At 72.7% G+C, this 18,799-nt stretch carries 20 protein-coding genes; 9 read left to right on the top strand and 11 right to left on the bottom strand.

Annotated features, from left to right (window positions below; translation table 11 throughout):
• Positions 1 to 3 precede the first annotated feature (3 nt).
• The 7 genes from ADK67_RS04315 to rpmB form a co-directional block, all read right to left on the bottom strand.
• Positions 4 to 1,812, bottom strand: coding sequence for a helicase-associated domain-containing protein (locus tag ADK67_RS04315; protein WP_053715067.1), 1,809 nt, complete (start codon positions 1,810 to 1,812; stop codon positions 4 to 6).
• A gap of 62 nt (positions 1,813 to 1,874) precedes the next feature.
• Entirely contained in the window at positions 1,875 to 2,960 is a 1,086-nt protein-coding gene (locus ADK67_RS04310) for a GTP-binding protein (protein ID WP_053715121.1), read from the bottom strand.
• A 54-nt stretch (positions 2,961 to 3,014) separates the two neighbouring features.
• A complete protein-coding gene (locus ADK67_RS04305; RefSeq protein WP_053715066.1) occupies positions 3,015 to 4,169 on the bottom strand; it encodes a GTP-binding protein in 1,155 nt (384 codons plus the stop codon).
• A gap of 71 nt (positions 4,170 to 4,240) precedes the next feature.
• Entirely contained in the window at positions 4,241 to 4,474 is a 234-nt protein-coding gene (rpsR, locus tag ADK67_RS04300) for a 30S ribosomal protein S18 (protein ID WP_157619911.1), read from the bottom strand.
• A gap of 5 nt (positions 4,475 to 4,479) precedes the next feature.
• Positions 4,480 to 4,776 (bottom strand): 30S ribosomal protein S14, encoded by a 297-nt coding sequence (gene rpsN, locus ADK67_RS04295; protein ID WP_053715064.1) that lies wholly within the window; start codon positions 4,774 to 4,776, stop codon positions 4,480 to 4,482.
• Positions 4,776 to 4,943: a 50S ribosomal protein L33 gene (gene rpmG / locus ADK67_RS04290; protein ID WP_053715063.1), complete on the bottom strand. Its 168-nt coding sequence runs from the start codon at positions 4,941 to 4,943 to the stop codon at positions 4,776 to 4,778. The genes rpsN and rpmG overlap by 1 nt, the downstream gene beginning before the upstream one ends.
• Positions 4,943 to 5,182 carry a 50S ribosomal protein L28 gene (gene rpmB, locus ADK67_RS04285; RefSeq protein ID WP_053715062.1) on the bottom strand — a complete coding sequence of 80 codons (240 nt, stop codon included), beginning with the start codon at positions 5,180 to 5,182 and terminating at the stop codon, positions 4,943 to 4,945. The genes rpmG and rpmB overlap by 1 nt, the downstream gene beginning before the upstream one ends.
• 51 nt (positions 5,183 to 5,233) lie before the next feature.
• Between rpmB and mrf the strand changes: the two genes are divergently transcribed.
• Genes mrf through rpmF form a run of 3 tightly spaced genes read left to right on the top strand, consistent with a single transcriptional unit; the run spans position 5,234 to position 6,736 of the window.
• The gene (gene mrf, locus ADK67_RS04280; RefSeq protein WP_053715061.1) at positions 5,234 to 6,325 is read left to right on the top strand and encodes a ribosome hibernation factor-recruiting GTPase MRF; all 1,092 of its coding nucleotides are present in this window, start codon (positions 5,234 to 5,236) and stop codon (positions 6,323 to 6,325) included.
• Complete coding sequence (locus ADK67_RS04275; protein WP_053715060.1) at positions 6,322 to 6,573, top strand: type B 50S ribosomal protein L31; 252 nt, start codon at positions 6,322 to 6,324, stop codon at positions 6,571 to 6,573. Before mrf ends, ADK67_RS04275 begins: the two co-directional genes overlap by 4 nt.
• 1 nt (position 6,574) lies before the next feature.
• The gene (gene rpmF, locus ADK67_RS04270; protein ID WP_053715059.1) at positions 6,575 to 6,736 is read left to right on the top strand and encodes a 50S ribosomal protein L32; all 162 of its coding nucleotides are present in this window, start codon (positions 6,575 to 6,577) and stop codon (positions 6,734 to 6,736) included.
• 65 nt (positions 6,737 to 6,801) lie between these two features.
• On the opposite strand, the gene ADK67_RS04265 is transcribed toward rpmF, so the two are convergent.
• On the bottom strand, positions 6,802 to 7,836 hold the full coding sequence (locus tag ADK67_RS04265) for an acetylserotonin O-methyltransferase (protein ID WP_231648007.1): 1,035 nt from the start codon (positions 7,834 to 7,836) through the stop codon (positions 6,802 to 6,804).
• A gap of 73 nt (positions 7,837 to 7,909) precedes the next feature.
• A complete protein-coding gene (locus ADK67_RS04260) occupies positions 7,910 to 9,691 on the bottom strand; it encodes an RNA polymerase sigma factor (RefSeq protein WP_197289275.1) in 1,782 nt (593 codons plus the stop codon).
• A gap of 267 nt (positions 9,692 to 9,958) precedes the next feature.
• Here ADK67_RS04260 and ADK67_RS04255 point away from each other — a divergent pair, with 267 nt between their 5' ends.
• Positions 9,959 to 13,141, top strand: a complete 3,183-nt coding sequence (locus ADK67_RS04255) for a LamG-like jellyroll fold domain-containing protein (protein ID WP_053715056.1) — start codon at positions 9,959 to 9,961, stop codon at positions 13,139 to 13,141.
• 118 nt (positions 13,142 to 13,259) lie between these two features.
• Positions 13,260 to 13,775, top strand: coding sequence for a ClpP family protease (locus ADK67_RS04250; protein ID WP_053715055.1), 516 nt, complete (start codon positions 13,260 to 13,262; stop codon positions 13,773 to 13,775).
• Between the two features lie 62 nt (positions 13,776 to 13,837).
• Here ADK67_RS04250 and ADK67_RS04245 read toward each other — a convergent pair whose 3' ends face one another.
• On the bottom strand, positions 13,838 to 14,731 hold the full coding sequence (locus tag ADK67_RS04245; RefSeq protein ID WP_053715054.1) for a helix-turn-helix transcriptional regulator: 894 nt from the start codon (positions 14,729 to 14,731) through the stop codon (positions 13,838 to 13,840).
• Positions 14,732 to 14,832: 101 nt separating this feature from the next.
• Here ADK67_RS04245 and ADK67_RS04240 point away from each other — a divergent pair, with 101 nt between their 5' ends.
• From ADK67_RS04240 to ADK67_RS04230, 3 genes are all read left to right on the top strand, one after another.
• Positions 14,833 to 15,531, top strand: coding sequence for an SDR family NAD(P)-dependent oxidoreductase (locus tag ADK67_RS04240; protein WP_053715053.1), 699 nt, complete (start codon positions 14,833 to 14,835; stop codon positions 15,529 to 15,531).
• Between the two features lie 359 nt (positions 15,532 to 15,890).
• Positions 15,891 to 16,847: a phosphotransferase family protein gene (locus ADK67_RS04235; protein WP_053715052.1), complete on the top strand. Its 957-nt coding sequence runs from the start codon at positions 15,891 to 15,893 to the stop codon at positions 16,845 to 16,847.
• Complete coding sequence (locus ADK67_RS04230) at positions 16,844 to 17,491, top strand: alpha/beta fold hydrolase (RefSeq protein ID WP_053715051.1); 648 nt, start codon at positions 16,844 to 16,846, stop codon at positions 17,489 to 17,491. The genes ADK67_RS04235 and ADK67_RS04230 overlap by 4 nt, the downstream gene beginning before the upstream one ends.
• Here the strand turns inward: ADK67_RS04230 and ADK67_RS04225 are convergent.
• Positions 17,488 to 17,838: a class I SAM-dependent methyltransferase gene (locus ADK67_RS04225; protein ID WP_157619910.1), complete on the bottom strand. Its 351-nt coding sequence runs from the start codon at positions 17,836 to 17,838 to the stop codon at positions 17,488 to 17,490. The two genes, ADK67_RS04230 and ADK67_RS04225, sit on opposite strands and share 4 nt — an antisense overlap.
• A gap of 19 nt (positions 17,839 to 17,857) precedes the next feature.
• Here ADK67_RS04225 and ADK67_RS04220 point away from each other — a divergent pair, with 19 nt between their 5' ends.
• Positions 17,858 to 18,625: a class I SAM-dependent methyltransferase gene (locus ADK67_RS04220; RefSeq protein WP_053715050.1), complete on the top strand. Its 768-nt coding sequence runs from the start codon at positions 17,858 to 17,860 to the stop codon at positions 18,623 to 18,625.
• Positions 18,626 to 18,799 lie beyond the last annotated feature (174 nt).

Raw genomic sequence — 18,799 nt, 5'->3', positions numbered from 1 at the left:
CCCTCACGGCCGGACCGGTGACACCGACCTGATCCGCGCCACCCTGAACTGCCTGTCGGCCTCCCGCAGGTGGCACCACGCCGACAGGAACGGCCCGTCCCACTCGATCGGCGTGATGGTGCGTTGTGAGGACTCACCCTCCCGGTCGACGTAGTCGATGCGCACGTCCGACCGGGCGTCGATGGCCTCGGCCAACAGCGCCACCGACTTCTGCGGCAACCCCCGGTTCAGCCTGCGCACGATCTGCGCCGTGGACGGCTCGTCCGCGGCCAGATCGGAGAGGTCCACCGCGACCACCGGAGCGACGGCCGGAGCCTTCCGCCGCCGAACCACCACACTCCCCGACGACGGGTCCTCGACCACCGCGAACCCTTCCTCCCGCAACCGCGCGACCGCCTCCGGAGCCGCCACCGCGCTCCCCGCCACGGTCGGCGCCAACGCGACGAAACCCGGTAACCGCACCACCTCCGCGATGACGCCCGCCTCGGCCACCACGCAACACCCCACCTCCCGCACCCGCACCTGCCCCCGTCCGCGCTCGCCCAACAGCGACCGCAGCGCCCACGGCACGTCCTGCCGGGTCAGCCCTTCCAACGCGGCCAGCAAGGACTCCCCGGTCCACCCTCGGGCGAACGCCGAACGCACACTGGCCGGGGTGAACCGCCACACCCGCGCCCCGTCCTCCACCAGGCTCTCCGCGGCCTCCTCCAACACCCGCGCGGCCTCCACCGTCAGCTGCCCGAACACCACGGCCTTCAGGTCGTCGAGCACCTGCACCTCGCACCGCATCGGCACCACCACCTCGGCCACCGACGCGGCCAGCGACTCCGCGTCGTCGGCGGACAACAACGCCTCCCCGCACACGCTCAGCACGTCCCCCGCCACCACCCCCACCATCTCCGCCTCGCGGACGACCCCGTCGACGTACTGGTGCACCGCCGGGCAGAACCAGTGGGCGGCAGCGGCGATCCCCTCGACCGACAACCCGTCCCGCCCCGCCCGCAACACGGCCCACCGCGCCGCCCGGGCGTGTGACGACTCGACCTTCGACACGGCCGCGTTCCGCCGCGCGGTGGGGGAGTGGGGCAAGCGGAACCAGGCCAACGCCAACTCCGCCCACTGCCGGGCAGGCTCGGCCTCCCGCCACCGCCCGTACCGCGCGGTCGTCTGGAAAGTCGTGCCGACCTGCGCCGACAACCCGGCCGCGAACAGCAAATCCAACACCAGCACGAGGTAGTCGTCGCCCAACCCGAGCGCCGCACCCAGCCGGTCCCGCTCCTTCTTGCCCACCCCGCCCTTCCGCAACGCCACGATCGGCCGACTCGTGTCCGCCAACGCGTAAGCCGAGCGCAACAGGTGCTGCACCGAAGAACGCAGCTCGCCGTCCGAACCGCCCCGTCCACGCTCGACCGCGGGCGGCCCGGTCACCTTCGACCGGTCCTTCGCCTGCCTCCACCGCTCCAGGACGGGCGGCACCAGACGCACCACCGCTCCCTCCGGCCAGGCCACCCCGACCCGCCGCAACTCGCGCAACGCCGACCGGACCGCCTCCCGGTCCCCTCCGGTCAACGCCGCCACGGAGTCGACGGTGGCCGCGGACCCCAGCTCGGCCGCCGCCTGACCCGCAGCCACCGCGTCCCGGCTCACCAACCGCAGCGCGGCCAACGACCTGCGACCGCTCAACCGCGCCGCGAGCGCCTCGGGACCGTCCGGCACCGGCGCCACCTCCACCTCCGGCCGGAACCGCCGCAGCTCACCCAGCTCCGCCCGGTCCACCCGACCGAGGTACTCCGCGAACGAACCGGTGCCCATGCCGGAATTCTGCCCAGAACCGGGACGGTCCCGGAAGCGTCAGGCCGCACTCGCCGCGATCGTCAGGTGAGCTGTTCGCTCGACCCGGGGAACGGGTCGACGAACCGCAGTTCGGCGGCCAGTGCCGACTCCTCGTCGGTGAGCAGCGCTTCACGCAGGGCCGACGTGACGACCTCGGGTGACGAGCGGTGCGCGATGACCACCAGTTCCTGCGCCCGGTCGCCCGTTCGGACGTCCCACGTCGCCAGTGCCGCGTCCAGCCAGCTCGCGTCCACATCGGACCAGTCGTCCACGGCGGCGAGCCACGGTCCCGCTTCGCCGATCCGCAGGGACCGGCCGGTGGCCTCCAACCACAGGACCGTGTCGTGGCGGCTGGCCAACCACACCCGGCCCCGGACCCGCACGACACCGCGGCACAGGGCGGTGAGCACGCGGTGCAGCCGCACGGGGTGGAAGGCGCGTCGAGCGGTGAAGTGCACGAGGTGCACGCCGTGGGCGGGTTCCCGCGGCGGTCGGCCGATCAGCACCGGGCCGAACGTGTCGTCGACCTCGCCGCGGCGCGCGTCGGCGGGGATCGCGGCCAGCAGCGCCGGCACGTCCAGGTGGGCCAACTCCTGCCGGGCGGCGACGGGGTTGAGCCGGTCGAGGACCGCGGCGACCCGCGCGTCCTCCGGCCCGGTCAGGACCAGCGCGTCGGCGAACTCGGCCTGGCCGACGACCAGTTGTGCGACGGCGCGGTCGTCGCCGGGCGCCGCGCTCAGGCCGCGGTCGGCCAGCAGGTCGCCGCCGGTCGCGTCGGCCAGCCAGGTGGCCCGGTCCACGACCGTGACCACGGCCTCGACGCGGACCGGCTCGTCCATCAGCGCGAAGCACACCGCCTCGGGTTCCAGCGCCGGGTCCAGGTGCAGCACCACGGTTCCGCGCAACTGCCGCAGCAGCGGCAGCAGGTCCAACCGCATCGTGCACGACACGCAGCCGTGCTCCAGCCGCAGCTCGGTCAGCAGCCCGTCGACCCACCGCCGCACCACGCCGTCGGCCAGGCCGCCCAGGTCGTGCCGCACCAGGACCGCGCCCGGCAACGCCCGCCACACCTCCTCGGCCACGACGTGCTCGCCCAGCCCGGCCACGAGGATGACGGAGGTCTCCATGCCCACACCGTAAACGACAATGATTTTCAGTTCAAGTGAAGTGTCGCCCGGCGTTCAGAGCTCCAGCAGGCGCCTCGGGAGCGGGAGGACGTGCTCGTGGGCTTCGAGGTCGTCCCACGCGGGCAGGGGGTCGTCGAACCGTCGCCACGCGGTCGGACCGGCGGCCAGTTCGGGGTCGGTGAGCAGGGCGGGGTCGAGGCGGCGACGGGGTTCGTCGCGGTCGAGGTCGACGCCGATGAAGACCAGCTCCTGGCCGGCGGTGTGGCCGGCGAGCAGCTCGCCCGGCTCGATGGTCAGGTTCGGCCCGGCCTGGGACCACACGGCGAGGGTGTGCGGGCGGCTGGCGATGTGGCAGAAGCCCTTGCTGCGCAGGACGCCTTGCCAGTCCTCCAGCGCGGCGGCGAGCCGGGCCGGGTGGAACGGGCGGTCGGCGCGGTAGGTGACCGAGCGGATGCCGTACTCCTCGGTCTCGGGGGTGTGCGAGCCGGCCAGTTCCTCGGCCCAGCCGGGTGAGGTGGCCGCGGTGACCGGGTCGTAGCGGCCGGTGTCGAGCACGTCGGCCAGGTCGACCACGCCGCGGCGGGCGCGCACGAGCCGGGCGTTCGGGTTGAGCTTGCGCAGCAGCCCTTCGGTGGCGGCCAACCGTTCGGGCGCGGCGAGGTCGGTCTTGTTGAGCACCAGCACGTCGGCGAACTCGACCTGGTCGACGAGCAGGTCGGAGATGCCGCGCTCGTCGCCCTCGGCCGCCTCCAGCCCGCGTTCGTCCAGCCGGTCGCCGCGTGCCAGCTCGGCGAGGAACCCGGCGGCGTCGACCACGGTGACCATGGTGTCCAACCTCGCGTGGTCGGACAGGCTGGTGCCGTCCTCGAACGTCCACTCGAACGTCGCGGCGACCGGCATCGGTTCGGAGATGCCGGTGGACTCGATCAGGATCGTGTCGAAGCGGCCCTCGCGGGCCAACGCGCCGACGCTCTCCAGCAGGTCTTCGCGCAGGGTGCAGCAGATGCAGCCGTTGGTCAGCTCGACCAGGCGCTCGCCGCCGCGGCCGGAGACGAGCGAGGCGTCGATGTTGACCTCGCTCATGTCGTTGACCACCACCGCCACCCGGCGGCCCTCGCGGTTGGCGAGGACGTGGTTGAGCAGGGTGGTCTTGCCCGCGCCGAGGAAGCCGGACAGGACGGTGACGGGGACGCGTGGATCGGTGGTCATGGGTTTCTTCCGGTCAGGTGGTCTTGCGGGTGGAGGTCGGTGTGCCCCGGCGGGCGGGGCACACCGACCGGTCAGCGGCCCTGGCTCGGGTAGGGCAGCAGGGCCATCTCGCGCGCGTTCTTGATGGCGGTGGCGACCTGGCGCTGTTGTTGCGGCGTCAGGCCGGTGACGCGGCGGGAGCGGATCTTGCCGCGGTCGGAGATGAACTTCCGCAGCAGCGTGGCGTCCTTCCAGTCCACCTCGGTGATGCCTTCCTTGCGCAGCAGGTTCACGCGGCGCTTCGGGGCGCGTTCGATCTTGGGCATGCGGCTCACCAGCTCGACTTGTGGACGCCGGGCAACTCGCCGCGGTGGGCCATCTCGCGGAGTCGGATGCGGGACAGGCCGAACGCGCGGTTGAAGGCGCGGGGGCGGCCGTCGACGGCGTCGCGGTTGCGGAGCCTGGTGGGGCTGGCGTCGCGGGGCAGCTTCTGGAGCGCCCGCAGTGCCTCGTCGCGGCGTTCCGGGTCGAGGCGGATGATCTCCTTCAGCTCGTGGCGTCGCTCGGCGTGCCGGGCGACGACCTCGCGCCGCTGCCGGTCCTTGGCGATCTTGGACTTCTTGGCCATCAGCGCTCCTCCTTGAAGTCGACGTGGCGGCGCACGACGGGGTCGAACTTGCGCAGCACCAGGCGGTCGGGGTCGTTGCGCCGGTTCTTGCGGGTGACGTAGGTGTAGCCGGTGCCCGCGGTCGACCTCATCTTGATGATCGGCCGGACGTCGGTGGACTTGGCCATCAGACCTTCACCCCCTGGCGGCGCAGGTCGGCGACCACGGACTCGATGCCGCGGCGGTCGACGGTCTTGATGCCCTTGGTCGACAGGATCAGCACGACGTGCCGGTTCTCCGAGGGCAGCCAGAACCGGCGGCGCTGGGTGTTGGGCAGCCAGCGCCGCGAGGTGCGCCGTTGCGAGTGGGAGACCTGTTTGCCGAAGCCGGGCTTGCGCCCGGTGACCTGGCAGTGCCGTGACGACACGGTGCCAACCTCCTTTGTAAAACGACAATCGTTTCCGTTAGGCTAGCCCACATGGGAACCGAGGTCGTACTGGTGGCCGGACTCGCACGCCACGACGTGGCCGACGAGGTCTGGCGCGCGTCGCCGGGATCGGTGCTGGTCCGCCACGACCTGCGCGACCTCTCCGAGGGCGTGGTGCGCCGCTGGGTCGACGGCGAGCTGACGGTGCTGGAACTCGCGCACGGCTGCGTCTCGTGCACGTTGCGCCTGGACCTGCTGCCGCTGCTGGCACGCCTGGGCGGTCGCGTGGTCGTGCAGCTGGACCCGGCTTTGGAGCCGGAGGCCGTCTGCTTCGCCCTGCGGGAGGTGGACGTGCGGGTCGAAGCCGTGGTCACCGTCGTGGACGTGGCGACCTGGCTCGCCGACGCGACCGCTGACGACACCCTGCACGACCGCGGCCTGGGCGCGGGGGACGGCGACGAGCGCACCGTGGCGCAGGTGGTCGTGGGGCAGGCCGAGTTCGCCGACGCGATCGTGCTGACCGGCGTCGGGGACCCCGCCCTGGACGCCGTGCTGGACCGGCTGAACCCGCTCGCGCCGCGCCGCCGCCGGGACGTCCTCGACGTGCCGGAACTGCTGGCCGCGATCCCCGAGGGCGCCCGCCGCGGCCGTTTCGACGACGGCTTCGGCCCGCTGCTGCACGGTCAGCCGCCGTTGGAACCCGCCCACGGCGCGGCGGTCGTCCACTTCAGCGAGCGCCGGCCCTTCCACCCCATGCGGCTGCACCAGGCCATCGACGTCCTGCTCGACGGCGTCGTGCGCACCCGCGGCCGGGTGTGGGTGGCGAGCCAACCCGACGTCGCCCTCTGGCTGGAATCGGCCGGCGGCGGCCTGAGCGTGGGCAACCTCGGCCCGTGGCTCACGGCCGTCGAGGACTGGTCCGAGGTGCCCGCCGAGCGCCGGGCGGCCGCGTCGGCGATGTGGGACCCCTACTACGGCGACCGGTCGCAGGAGTTGGTGGTCATCACCAGTTCCGCGGCGCCGGACGAGATCACGGCGGCACTGCGCGAGGCGCTGGTGACCGACGAGGAACTGGCGCTGGTCGACGAGCTGGAGTTCGTCGACCCCTTCGCCGAGTGGCACGACCAGATGGAGGAGTTGTGAAGCAGGGCATCCACCCCGACTACCACCCGGTGGTCTTCCAGGACCAGGCGACGGGCAAGGCGTTCCTGACCCGGTCCACGGCCACCTCGACCCGCACGATCGACTGGGAGGACGGCAACACCTACCCGCTCATCACCGTCGACATCACCTCCGACTCCCACCCGTTCTGGACCGGCGCCCAGCGCGTCATGGACACCGCCGGCCGCGTGGAGAAGTTCAACCGCCGCTACGGCAAGAGGAACCGCTGACATGGCCGTCCCGAAGCGCAAGATGTCGCGCAGCAACACCCGCCACCGCCGCTCCCAGTGGAAGGCCGAGGTGCCCGCCCTGGTGCCGGTCACCACGCTCGACGGCCGCAAGCTGACCGTGCCCCGCCGGCTCGTCGCCGCCTACCGCCGCGGACTGCTGTGACCGTCGAACGGACGTGAAACCGAGAGGTCCCGCCCGGTGCGGGACCTCTCGCTGTCCGGGTGCGGTCAGCTCGGCACGGCTTCGAGCAGGCAGAAGCCGGAGGGCGGCAGTGGGGTGATCCGGGTGAGGGCGAACCCGCTGTCGCCGAGCAAGGTCTCGAACTCGGCCCGGGCGCGTTCCTGCCCGCCGAGGTTGACCATCATGTTGAGGTCGCTCAGGTACATCACGGGCAGGATCGTGCCGTCGACGGCATCGGGCAGGACCGGTTCGACCACCAGCAGGCGGCCGTCGTCCGGGAGCGCTCGTCGGCAGTGCCCCAGGATCGTCGCGGCGCGCTCGTCGTCCCAGTCGTGCAGGATGCTCTTGAGCAGCACCACGTCGGAACCGGACGGGACAGCGGCGAAGAAGTCGCCGACCGCGACCTCGCACCGCGGTGCGACGCCCGCGCCGTCGAGCACGTCACGGGTGCCGGTGGAGCCCTCGGCGGTGTCGAACAGCACGCCGTGCAACCCGGTGTGCCTGCGGAGGATCGCCGCGAGCAGCGTGCCGTCCCCGCCGCCCACGTCCGTGACCGACCGGAACCGGCCGAAGTCGTAGGCGTCGGGCAACAACCCGGACACCACGTGCGTGCCCTGGCTCATGGCGGTGTTGAACGCCGCGGCCAGGTCCGGCGCCGAGGCGAGGTGCTCGAAGAACGGCACGCCGAACACCTCGTCGAACGCGGTGCGGCCGGTGCGGACGCTGTCGTCGAGCCCGTGCCAGCCGCGCACCATGACCGGGTCGGTGAACACCCGCGCCAAGGCGTCCATCGAACCGGGCAGGTCCGACCGCAGCAGGGCCCCGACCGGGGTCACGCCGAACCGGCCGCCGTCCTCGGCCAGCAGGCCCAGCGCCGTCGCCGCGCGCAGCAACCGGCGCATGGTGTGCGTGGGCGTCCCGCACGCCGCGGCCACCTCCTCGGCGGACCGGCGGTCGTCGCCGATGGCGTCGGGAACGCCGAGCTTCACGCAGGCCGCCACGACCTGCGAGGCCATGGAGCCGAAGATCAGCTCGATCATCGAACGGCGTGCGTCGACGACCGGGTCCGGAGATGTCGCCACGGTGACCCCCAAGGAACGCGCACAGTGAAAACGATTGTCAAACCCACTGTAGCCGTTCCGCTCGTGCGCGCGTTCAGCTCACCGCGGACTGCTGGGGGACCGTGGCACGATCGGCCGGCGTCTCACGCGTGAGGTACTGCGGAACGGGCGCGCCGTCGTCACCGGTGTCGCGGGTCAGCCCGTAGCGGATCGCGCCCCGGCCGCCCGGTTCGGACGGCGGCGGGGAGTTGATGTCGGAGTTGACCTCGTCCCACGTCACCGGTGTCGCGGTGATGTTGTAGTCCGCGCCCCGCTCGTTGTTGCCGAGCGTGACCTCACCGTCGAGGTAGAGGAATTCGTTCTGCCACATCTGCTGCGCGCCCGGCGGCAGCACGACGTAGCCGGACGCCGGACCGTTGGGGCCGACCGTCGGGTTGCCCATCCAGGTGTACTCCGGCGGGTTGCCGGGCGCCGAGTCGTCCATCCGGTGCCCACCGCCGGACGCGACGTGGAACAGCTTGCCCTTCAAGCCCGTCCACGTCGGCATCACCATGCCGCCCGGCCGGTTGAACCAGGCGATCTCGTAGCGGACCCGGACGTACCCGCGTCCGCTCAGCACCACGTGCTCGCCGCGGCGCATCATCACGTACTTGCCGCCGATGTAGCCGCGCTTGGCGTTCTCGTACGCGCCGCCGACGGCGGTGACCTCGCCCGCGGGTCGGACGGGCAGGGGAGCGGGCGGGGTGCGCGGGTCGGGTTCGGCGTCCACGGTGTCGACCACGCTGCCGTACCGCGGCCCGGCCGGAACGGGCTCCGGAGCGCGCGTCGTGGTGGTCGAGGTCGTGGTGGTCGTGGTGGTGGTCGCCGAGGACGACGCCGCTGATGACGACGCCGCGGTCGTGGTCACGGTGGTCGACGTGGTGGCCGGCCGTGCGACGTCCGCCCGAGGTGCCGGTGGCGTCGGAACGGCGGCGTACACGGCGACCGCGCCCGCCACCGCGACCACCACCGCCACGCCGACCGCCACCGGCTTCGCGATCGCCGACCTGCCGAGCGCCTGCCCGAGGCCGCCGCGCGACGACGTGGCCGGCCGGACCGCGCCGAGCACACCAGGCAGCAGCGCGACCGGCAGCGGGACCAGCGCCAACCCGGCGAGGAGGCGTTCCGCGGGCACCTGGTCCCGCCACGACGCCAGGCACCACTCGCAGTCCCGGGTGTGCCGGGCGATCCGCCTGCGCCAGGTGGCGTCGGGGCGGCCGTCCCAGCCCCGCGCGACCACGTTCAGGTCGGGGCAGCGCGGCTCCGCCCGCAACGCCCGCACGACCGCCCGTGCGGCGGCAAGCGCCGCCTTCACCCGCTGCACCCGCACGGCCGCGTGCGCCGTCGTGATGCCCGACGCCGACGCCAGCTCCGCCCTGGTCAGCTTGCCGGACACCTCCAGCCACCACAGCGACAGCAGCTCGCGGTCGCCGTCGTCCAGCCACCGCGTGGCCTCCGCGACCTCGCGCCGCTGGCCGGACAGCTCCAACCGCAGCAGCGTCAGGTCCACGAAGTCCGCGCCGGGGTCGGCGACGTCGTGCGCCGGCTCGCCGTCCGGGATCCGCGCCACGCGCCGCCCGCGCTCCTGCACCTGGCGCAGCGCGATCGACACCAGCCAGGACCGGAAGCTCTCCGGCTCACGCAGCTTGGGCAGGTTGTCGACGACGCGCAGCATCGTCTCCTGCACGACGTCGTCCACATCGCTGTGACCGGCCAACGCCCGCCCGACGACGTTGTAGACCAGCGGCAGGTAGGCCGCCACCACCTCGTCGAGCGCGTGCTGGTCGCCCGCCTGCGCCGCCACCACCGCGGCGGTCCCTGGTTGTCCGTTGCCCACGCGTCGCTCCTCGCCCGTCATCCTGCCTTCAGCTCGGAGACGGTCCGGGGTCGCCCCGGATAACAGGCGTCCGGCCGGATTCTCGGCCTCTGAGCGCGACGTGCTCGTCCGCCTGCGGTCCCTTGGTCCGGACCTTTGTGCGGACTTGAGCGTTGACGGTGCGGGAGCGCTCCCATGGTGAGGCTTCTTGTTGTCTTCTGCGAAGGTCTGTGGATAGATGAACGGAGTTGTGATGGGCCTCATAGTCGAGCCCCGGAGGAGAGTTCCATGCCCCCTGCCGCCAGACGGCTGTCCGCCCTGCTCTTGGCCTTGCTGCTCACCCCCGTCCTCGCCGGCGCCGCGACCGCCGCCGCGCCACCCGCGCACGGCCTCAAGGGCGAGTACTTCCGGATGTCCGCGCCCGGCGCCCGCGACTTCGCCGAACCCGGCGGCGCCACCCTCGACCCGAACATCGACTTCGCCGACCTGACCGGCACGTTCCAGCAGCTCACCGGCCGCACCGAGCACACCACGGCCCGCTGGACCGGCAGCCTCACCGCACCCGCCACCGGCGACTACACCTTCCACGCCGTCGGCGACAACGGCTTCCGCCTGTTCCTCGACGGCGCGCCGGTCATCGACCACTGGGTCGGCGACTGGGACGTCGAGCAGCACAGCGCGCCGGTCCACCTCGTCGCGGGCGAGCGGCACGACTTCCGGATGGAGCTGTTCCAGGACGTCGGCGGCGCGAACCTGCGCCTGCGCTGGTCCACGCCGACGCTGGCCAAGCAGCCCGTGCCGGAGACGGCGTTCCTGCCGCCGGCGGACTTCCCGGTCTACCCGGTCGGCCTCACCGTGTCGCCGGACGGCAGGAGGCTGGAGGCCGCCTTCGACCAGCGGGTGCACCACCTCGGGGACCTGAAGTCGCACCTCAAGGTCGAGGTCGACACCGTGCCGTTCCCGGTCGACTCCGCCGCCGTCGACCGCCGCGACCGCACGAAGGTCGTGGTGCGGCTCGGCGCGACCATCCAGCAACCCCAGCGCGTCCGGGTCACCTACGACGGCGAGGGCGGCCTGGTCGTCGGTGCGGAGACCGTGCCGCGGATCATCCGCTCCGCGACCAACACCTCCACCCAGCGGCTCCGGACCGAGTGGGGCGAGCACGTCGACCGGGACCACCCGCTGCCCGAGTACCCGCGCCCGCAGCAGGAGCGCCACGAGTGGCTGAACCTCAACGGCCAGTGGGAGTTCTCCGCCGCCGCCGAGGGGCAGCCGCCCGCGTTCGGCCGCCGGCTCCCCGAGCGGATCACCGTGCCGTTCCCGGTGGAGTCCCAGCTGTCCGGGCTGGAACGCCACGAGGACCACATGTTCTACCGGCGCCAGTTCGAGGTGCCGCGCGACTGGCGGATCGGCCGCGGCGAGCGGCTCAAGCTCAACTTCGGCGCGGTCGACCACCACGCCAGGGTGTGGGTGGACGGCACGCTCGTCGCCGAGCACACCGGCGGCTACACCGCGTTCACCGCCGACATCACCGACGCCCTGCGCGACGGCGTCCGGCACGAGCTGATCGTCGCGGTCACCGACACCACCGGCGACAACCAGCCGATCGGCAAGCAGTCCCGCAACCCCGGCGGCATCGTCTACACGCCGTCCTCGGGCATCTGGCAGACCGTGTGGCTGGAACCCGTGCCCGACAAGGCGATCGACGACGTGAAGACCACGCCGGACATCACCGCGGGCACGCTCGCCGTGCACGTGTCGTCGTCGACGGCGTCGCCGGACGCCAAGGTCACCGCCACCGCGCGCGACCAGCGGGGCAACGCGGTCGGCACGGTCACCGGCGCGCCGAACACCGACCTGACCCTGCCGGTGCCGAACCCGCGCCTGTGGAGCCCCGACGACCCGTACCTGTACGACTTGGACGTGTCCCTGGAAGACGGTCGCAGCAAGGACGAGGTCGAGAGCTACTTCGGCATGCGGTCCATCGGCGTGCGGAACGTCGCGGGCTTCCCGAAGCTCGTCCTCAACGGCGAACCGGTGTTCTCGCTGGCCATGCTCGACCAGGGCTTCTGGCCGGACGGCCTGAACACCGCGCCCAGCGACGAGGCGTTGGCGTGGGACATCAAGGCGCAGAAGGACCTCGGGTTCAACGCGCTGCGCAAGCACATCAAGATCGAGCCCGCCCGCTGGTACTACCACGCCGACAAGCTCGGGATGCTGGTGTGGCAGGACTTCGTGAACGTCAACGTCACCGACGAGACCGGGCAGCAGGCGTTCCTCACCGAGGGCAGGCGCGCCATGCAGCAGCTGCACGACTCGCCGGCGATCATCGGCTGGGTCGTGTTCAACGAGGGCTGGGGCGAGTGGAACCGGGAGGAGACCGGCCGCATCACCGAGTCGGTCAAGGCCGCGGACCCGTCCCGGGTCGTCAACGCGCACAGCGGCGTCAACTGCTGCGCGTCGAAGGGCGACTCGGGCAAGGGTGACGTGATCGACCACCACGACTACAACAACACCGACCCGGCGTGGCCGGACGCCACCCGCGTCGCGATGGACGGCGAGCACGGCGGGTTCACCCTGCGCACCCCCGGCCACCAGTGGCCCGGCGCGCCGGCCGTGATCTACAGCGGCGTGGCCGACAAGGCCGCGCTGACCGCCAAATACGTGTCGAACACCGAGACGTTCTACCTCGACGCGGCCGGCGCGGAGCTGTCCGGCTCGGTCTACACGCAGATCACCGACGTGGAGACCGAGCTGAACGGCCTGTGGACCTACGACCGGCGTGAGATCAAGGTCGACCCCGGTCCCGTGCGTGAGATCAACCGGAGGGTCGTCGCGGCGGGCGCCGCGGCGGCCGAGCGCACGTACGACGGCAAGGGCTCGTGGTCGTTGGACGGCAACGGCGACGACACGAGCGGCGCGGCGAACCCGGTGTCGCTCACCGGGGACGCGGCGTGGACGACCGGCGTGCGCGGGCAGGCGCTGGCGTTCGACGGGAACGGCGACTACGCCCAGACCACCGGACCGGTGCTCGACACCACCGGCTCGTACTCGGTGTCGGCGTGGGTGCGGATGGACTCGCTGCCCGGCAACTACGCGACCGCGGTCAGCCAGGACGGCCGGCGCGTGGAGAACCCGTTCTACCTCCAGTACGGGCAGGGCAGGTGGGCGTTCAGCGTCCCGGGCGGCAGGCGGGCCACGCTGGCCGCCACACCGGAACCCGGCCGCTGGTACCACCTGGTCGGCGTCCGTGACGAGGCGGCGGGGGAGACGCGCCTGTACGTCGACGGGGTGCGTGCCGCCGCGATCCCGATCGGGCCGGACGAGGTGAGCACCGGGCCGTTGGCCATCGGCCGCGCCAAGTACGCCGGTGTGCGTGGCGACTTCTGGCACGGCGCGATCGACGAGGTCCACGCCGTGGACCGCGCCCTGACCGACGCGGAGGTGGCGGACCGGCACGCCGCCCGCTGACGGTGAAGGCGGAGGGCTGCGGGGCGACGTTCCCGCAGCCCTCCCGTGCGCCGACCGGGACTGGCAGCTTCAGGTCACAGGACCCTGCCGGTGATCCTTCGCGCCCTAGCGTGGCCGAATGCTGCGGGAACGCGTGATCATGCTGCGATCCGAGGTCGACGACGCCGAAGCCAACCGGATCACCGCCCAACTCCTGCTCCTGGAACAGGCCGACCCGACCGCGGACATCCACCTCTACATCAACTCGCCGGGCGGCCTCGTCACCGCGGGCATGGCGATCTTCGACACGATGCGGCTCATCCGCCCCGACGTGGTCACGTGGGCCGCCGGTCTGGCCGCCGGCATCGCCCAGGTCCTGCTGTCGGAGGGCGCGCGGGGCAAGAGGTACGCACTGCCCCACGCCAAGATCATGATGCGTCAGCCGACCGGCCCACCCCACCCGGACCGGATCCAACTCGACCTCCTCGACCGGACCAACCGGGAGATGACGGCCATCATCGCGGCGCAGACCGGCCAACCGGTCGAGCGGATCGCCGCGGACTCCGCCGCGGGAACGTGGTTCTCCGCCACCGAGGCGCTCGACTACGGCCTGGTCGACGGGATTCGCGACCGGCTGAGCCGCCACTCGCACTGACCCACTGGTGAGCGCCCTCCAGCGGCGACGAACGGTGGTTCCCCCCCGGAGCGAGACGGAGGCTACCGGCGGACGTCCGACGGCAGCTCCAGGCCGTTGCCGGTTGCCGGGTGGCCGACGATCTCGGCGAGCCGCAGCCTGGTCTCGTCGTCGCTGCCCGGCTCGGCGGTCATGACCACGATCTTGAGTTCGGAGTCGCCGTCGGTCAGCACGTCGCAGTCCACCGCGACCGGCCCCACGGCCGGGTGCTCGATCGTCTTGTGGTCCTCGCGGTGGACGGCCACCGTGCCGGTCGCCCACAGCTCGGCGAACCGCCGGTTGCCCGCGCTCAGGTCGCGGATCAGCGCCGCCAGGCGCGGGTCGTGCGGGAAGCGGCCGGTGGCGCGGCGCAGGTCGGACACGACGGCCGCGTCGGTGGTGCCGGTGTCCAGTTCGGTCACGGGCCACCGCGCGAGGTGGGCGGGACCGGCGTCGACCGGGAACCTGTCACGGGCGAAGTTGCGCAGGCGCGGTGGCGAGGACGAGGGATCACCCAGCAGCGCGGCCCACCCGCGGTTGCACCAGACCAGCTGCCAGTCCGCCGCGAACACGGCGACCGCGACGTCCCCGAGCCGGGTGAGCACGCGGTGCACGCCGGGTGGGATGTGGTCGGAGATCGTGCCCACCGCCGGCGGGACGAGGTGGGCGAGCCGGTACAGGTGGTCCCGTTCGGCGGCGGACAGCTGCAGGGCACGGGCCAGGGACGCCACCACCTGCGCCGACGGTGTGGTGGCCCGTCCCTGCTCCAGGCGCACGACGTAGTCGACCGACACGCCGGCGAGGTCGGCGAGCTCCTCGCGGCGCAGCCCGGCCGCACGGCGTGCCGGACCCACCGGCAGCGCGACGGCCGAGGGCGGCAACCGGTCCCGCCACGTGCGGATCATCGCACCCAGACCGGCGCCGGGCGTCGTGGTCATGACCCCATCCTCCCGCAACCCCGGCGACCGGGAGGGGTACTGCCGTTCCTACCGTCGACGCGTCCCTGGCCGGGGCCGCGGCGGCGACGAATGCTGGCCGCATGACGATCACCTTCATCACCGGGGCGAACAAGGGGCTCGGCCGCGAGACCGCCCGACGCCTCGTCGAACTGGGCCACACCGTGCTGATCGGGGCCCGCGATCCCGAACGGGGCGCGGAGGCCGCCGCCGCACTGGGCGCGCGGTTCGTGCCCATCGACGTGACCGACGACGCGTCCGTCGCCGCCGCGGCCGCGGACGTCGCCGCGCACGAGGGCCTGATCGACGTGCTGGTCAACAACGCCGGTGTCCACGGGCCCGCCGGTGATCCCAGCGCCCTGACCGGGCCCGAGGCCCTCGGTGTCCTCGACGTCAACGTCGCCGGCGTGGTCCGCACGACCACCGCGTTCCTGCCGCTGCTGCGCCGATCGTCCGACCCGGTCATCGTCAACGTCAGCAGCGGCATGGGCTCGCTCGCCCACACCCACGACCCGGCACGACCCGAGTCCGCGGTCGTCGCACCGCTCTACACCGCGTCGAAGGCGGCGCTGACCATGCTGACCACGCAGTACGCCAAGGCGCTGGTCGACATCCGCGTCAACGCCGCCGACCCCGGCTACACGGCGACCGACCTCAACGGCCACAGCGGACCCCAGACCGTCACCGAGGGCACGGACGCGATCGTCCGCCTCGCCACCGAGGAACCCGGCGCCGGGTCCGGGCGCTTCGTGGACCGGACCGGCGAGATCGCCTGGTCCTGAACCCGGCGGGAATGGGTGGACGCGATACTCGGGTGCGCGAACCGATACCAGCGGCCGTGGCGGCGGCGGTTCGTGCTCTTCGCGGTCGGCATCGTGGTCTGCGCCGGGCTCGGGATGTTCTTCGTGGGGGCGTTTCGTGCTGATGCGGCTCTACTGGTCGTTCACCCCGGCAGTTGCCCTTGCGGCTGATGACGTTCCTCGCCGACGCGCACCGTCGCGGCGTCCTCCGCCAAGTCAGCGCCGCCTACCAGTTCCGGCACGACCTGCTACTGGCTCATCTCGCCGCACGCGAGTGACGCAACGCCTGTTTCCGCGAAATCCACGTGCGGGCACGGGGGAGGGAGGGTGTACTCACCCCCATGGTCGAATACCGCCAGCGCCATACCGACGAGTGGCTCGCGCACTTCGCTCGTCGCGGCCACCGCTCCGCGCGTCCTCTCGCCGCCGGCGTCGAGGGTGCCGTCTACCGACTCGACCAAGGCCTCGTGGCCAAGGTGTGGAGCGGCCGCCCGCCGGCCGACCTCGACCTCTCCCGCCGGGTCTACGCGGACATCGCCCGCCACCCGCTGTCCTTCGCCACGCCGGAGATCCTCGACACCGAGGTCCACGACGGCGTTCTCGTCACCTACGAGCGCGAGCTGACCGGAGCGCCCTTCCGCGCCGAGCCGGTGACGACCTCCGCCGAACGGGACCTGCCCGCCGCCGAGACCACCGCCCTCCTGACGGTCCTGCGCGCCCTCGCCACCGTGCCGGGCACCGACGCCATGCGCGCCCTCACCGTCCAGGGCGACGACCGCCCCCTCTGGCGAGGCCACACGCGCTTCCCCGACGCGCTCGCCGCCCTCGTGCGGCGCGCCGCACGCCGTCACGGTGACGTGCTCGCCGCCCACGTTCCGGGTCTGTCGGCCGCGGTGGACCGGGTCGTCGCCTCCCTCACGGCCCTGCCGGACGCACCGGTCACCGTCATCCACGGCGACCTCGTCCCACCCAACCTCCACGTGGACGACACCGGCCGTCCCACCGCCGTCCTCGACTTCGGCTTCTTCACCACCGCAGGCGATCCCGCGTTCGACGCCGCCGTCACCGCCGCCGTCTGGGACATGTACGGGCCGCACGCCGAATCCCACACCAGCACCCTCACCGGCCTCTTCGCCGACGAGTTCGGCTACCCGGCCGAAACCCTCGCGCTCTACCAGGCCGGCTACGCCCTCACCACCTACGACCTGTTCTCGCCGGACGGCAGCGACGGCCACTTCCACTGGTGCGCCGGCCTGCTCCGGAGGATGGCGTCCCTGGGCAACGGGGTGTCGGCATGAGCACCTTCGTGCTGATCCACGGCGGGGGCGGCAGCGGGCGGGACTTCGAACTCCTCGAACCGGAGCTGCGCGGGCGCGGCCACGACGTCGTGGCGCCCGACCTGCCCATCGACGACCCCGCGGCCGGGCTCGCCGACTTCACCGACACCGTCGTGGCCGCCGTCGGCGACCGCCGGGACCTCGTCGTCGTGGGGCACTCCTACGGGGGGTTCACCGCACCGCTGGTGTGCGCCCGGCTGCCCGTGCGGCTCTTGGTGTTCCTCGCTGGGATGGTGCCCGCGCCGGGGGAGCAGCCGGGCGACTGGTGGGGCAACACCGGCTTCGAGAGCCCAGTGGGGCTCGACGACACCGAGGTCTTCTACAACGGCGTCCCGGCCGACGTCGTGGCACGGGCCGCCGCGCACGGCCGCCCGCACGTCAGCGCCGAGTCGGGCGAGCCGTGGCCGCTCGCCGCGCTGCCGGACGTGCCCACCCGCGTGCTGCTGTGCCGGGACGACCGGTTCTTCCCGCCGGAGTTCCAGCGCCGGGTCGCGCGCGAGCGGCTCGGCCTGGAACCGGACGAGATCGACGGGCCGCACTGCGTCCCGGTGAGCCACCCGGTCGAGCTGGCCGAGCGCCTGGTCTCCTACCTCCAGCCCGGTTAGCCGGCGTCCAGGACGAAGAACAGGACCCGCAGGTCCGCGTCGTCGCCCAGGCGCCGCCGGGCCGGCTCCACCATCTTGGCGCTGCGGTCGAAGCCGGCCACGACGGCGCCCCGGTCGCGCAGCGCCAGGGCCACGGTGCCGGGACCCCAGCCGGCGTCGAGGATCCGCCGACCGGCCAGGTCGACGATCGCGGGCCGCACGTAGTAGGCGTTGACGAGGCTGGTCTCGTTCTCGGCCGCGTACCCCTCGGCGAAGGCGTCGTAGTCGTTCTCCACGGCCACGTCGGCGGAACTGTCGGGTTCGGGAGGCACGTCCCCACACCGCCGACCGATCGACCAGGAGATCATCGCGGGTACGGTCGGTGGCGTGGAGGACCGCCTCGGCTCGTCGTTCGGCACGGCGGCGGCCGCGTACGCCGAACACCGCCCGGACTACGCGCGGGCCGCCGTGCGCTGGGCGGTGGCGCTCGCGCCGGGCCCGCGGGTGCTCGACCTCGGCGCCGGCACCGGCAAGCTGACCGCCGCGCTCGTCGCACTGGGCGCCGACGTCGTCGCGGTCGAGCCCGATCCGGCGATGCTCGCCGAACTGCGCCGTGCGCTGCCTGCCGTCCGCACCTTGCGGGGCAGCGCCGAGGCGATACCGCTGCCGGACGCGTCCATCGACGCCGTGGTGGCAGGCAATGCCCTGCACTGGTTCGACCTGGCCGTCGCGGGACCGGAGATGGCCAGGGTCCTCTCGCCCAGGGGTGTCCTGGCCGGCCTGTGGAACGTCCTGGACGACCGGGTCGCGTGGATCGCGGGTCTGGAGCAGGTCAGCGGGGGTGAGGCCATCGGTCCCCGTGACACGGCGAGCAGGTGGCGCGCCGCGACCGCGGGCCTGCACCTGCCGAACGCCGACGTGGCCGCCCGGTTCGGCTCGCCGGAGCAGGCCGAGTTCCCGCACGGGCAGCGCCGGACCGCCGACTCGCTCCTCGCGACCCTCGCCACGCGCGCCGGGATGCTCGTCATGCCGGCACCGGACCGGGAGACCAGGCTCGGCGCGATCCGGGCTTTCCTCGCGAGCCGACCCGAAACCGGCCGCGGCGAGTTCACGCTGCCGATGCTGACCGGCGTGCTGCGCGCCCGGCGGCTCTGAGGTCGAGTCCGGCTTCCGCGTCGTCACAGCGCTGAGCCACCACTCCGCCGATCGCGGACACCGGTCGATGCCGAGACGATCCACATCGGACACATGCGGTGCTGTGCGGATGAACGCGGACACGAAATTCCGCTCCGCGTGACTCGCCGGGCCGTCGGCCGGAGGATGTACCTC

The sequence above is a fragment of the Saccharothrix sp. NRRL B-16348 genome (assembly GCF_001280085.1).
In the GTDB taxonomy this organism is placed as follows: Bacteria; Actinomycetota; Actinomycetes; order Mycobacteriales; family Pseudonocardiaceae; genus Actinosynnema.
This window is presented reverse-complemented; position numbering and strand designations above follow the sequence as displayed.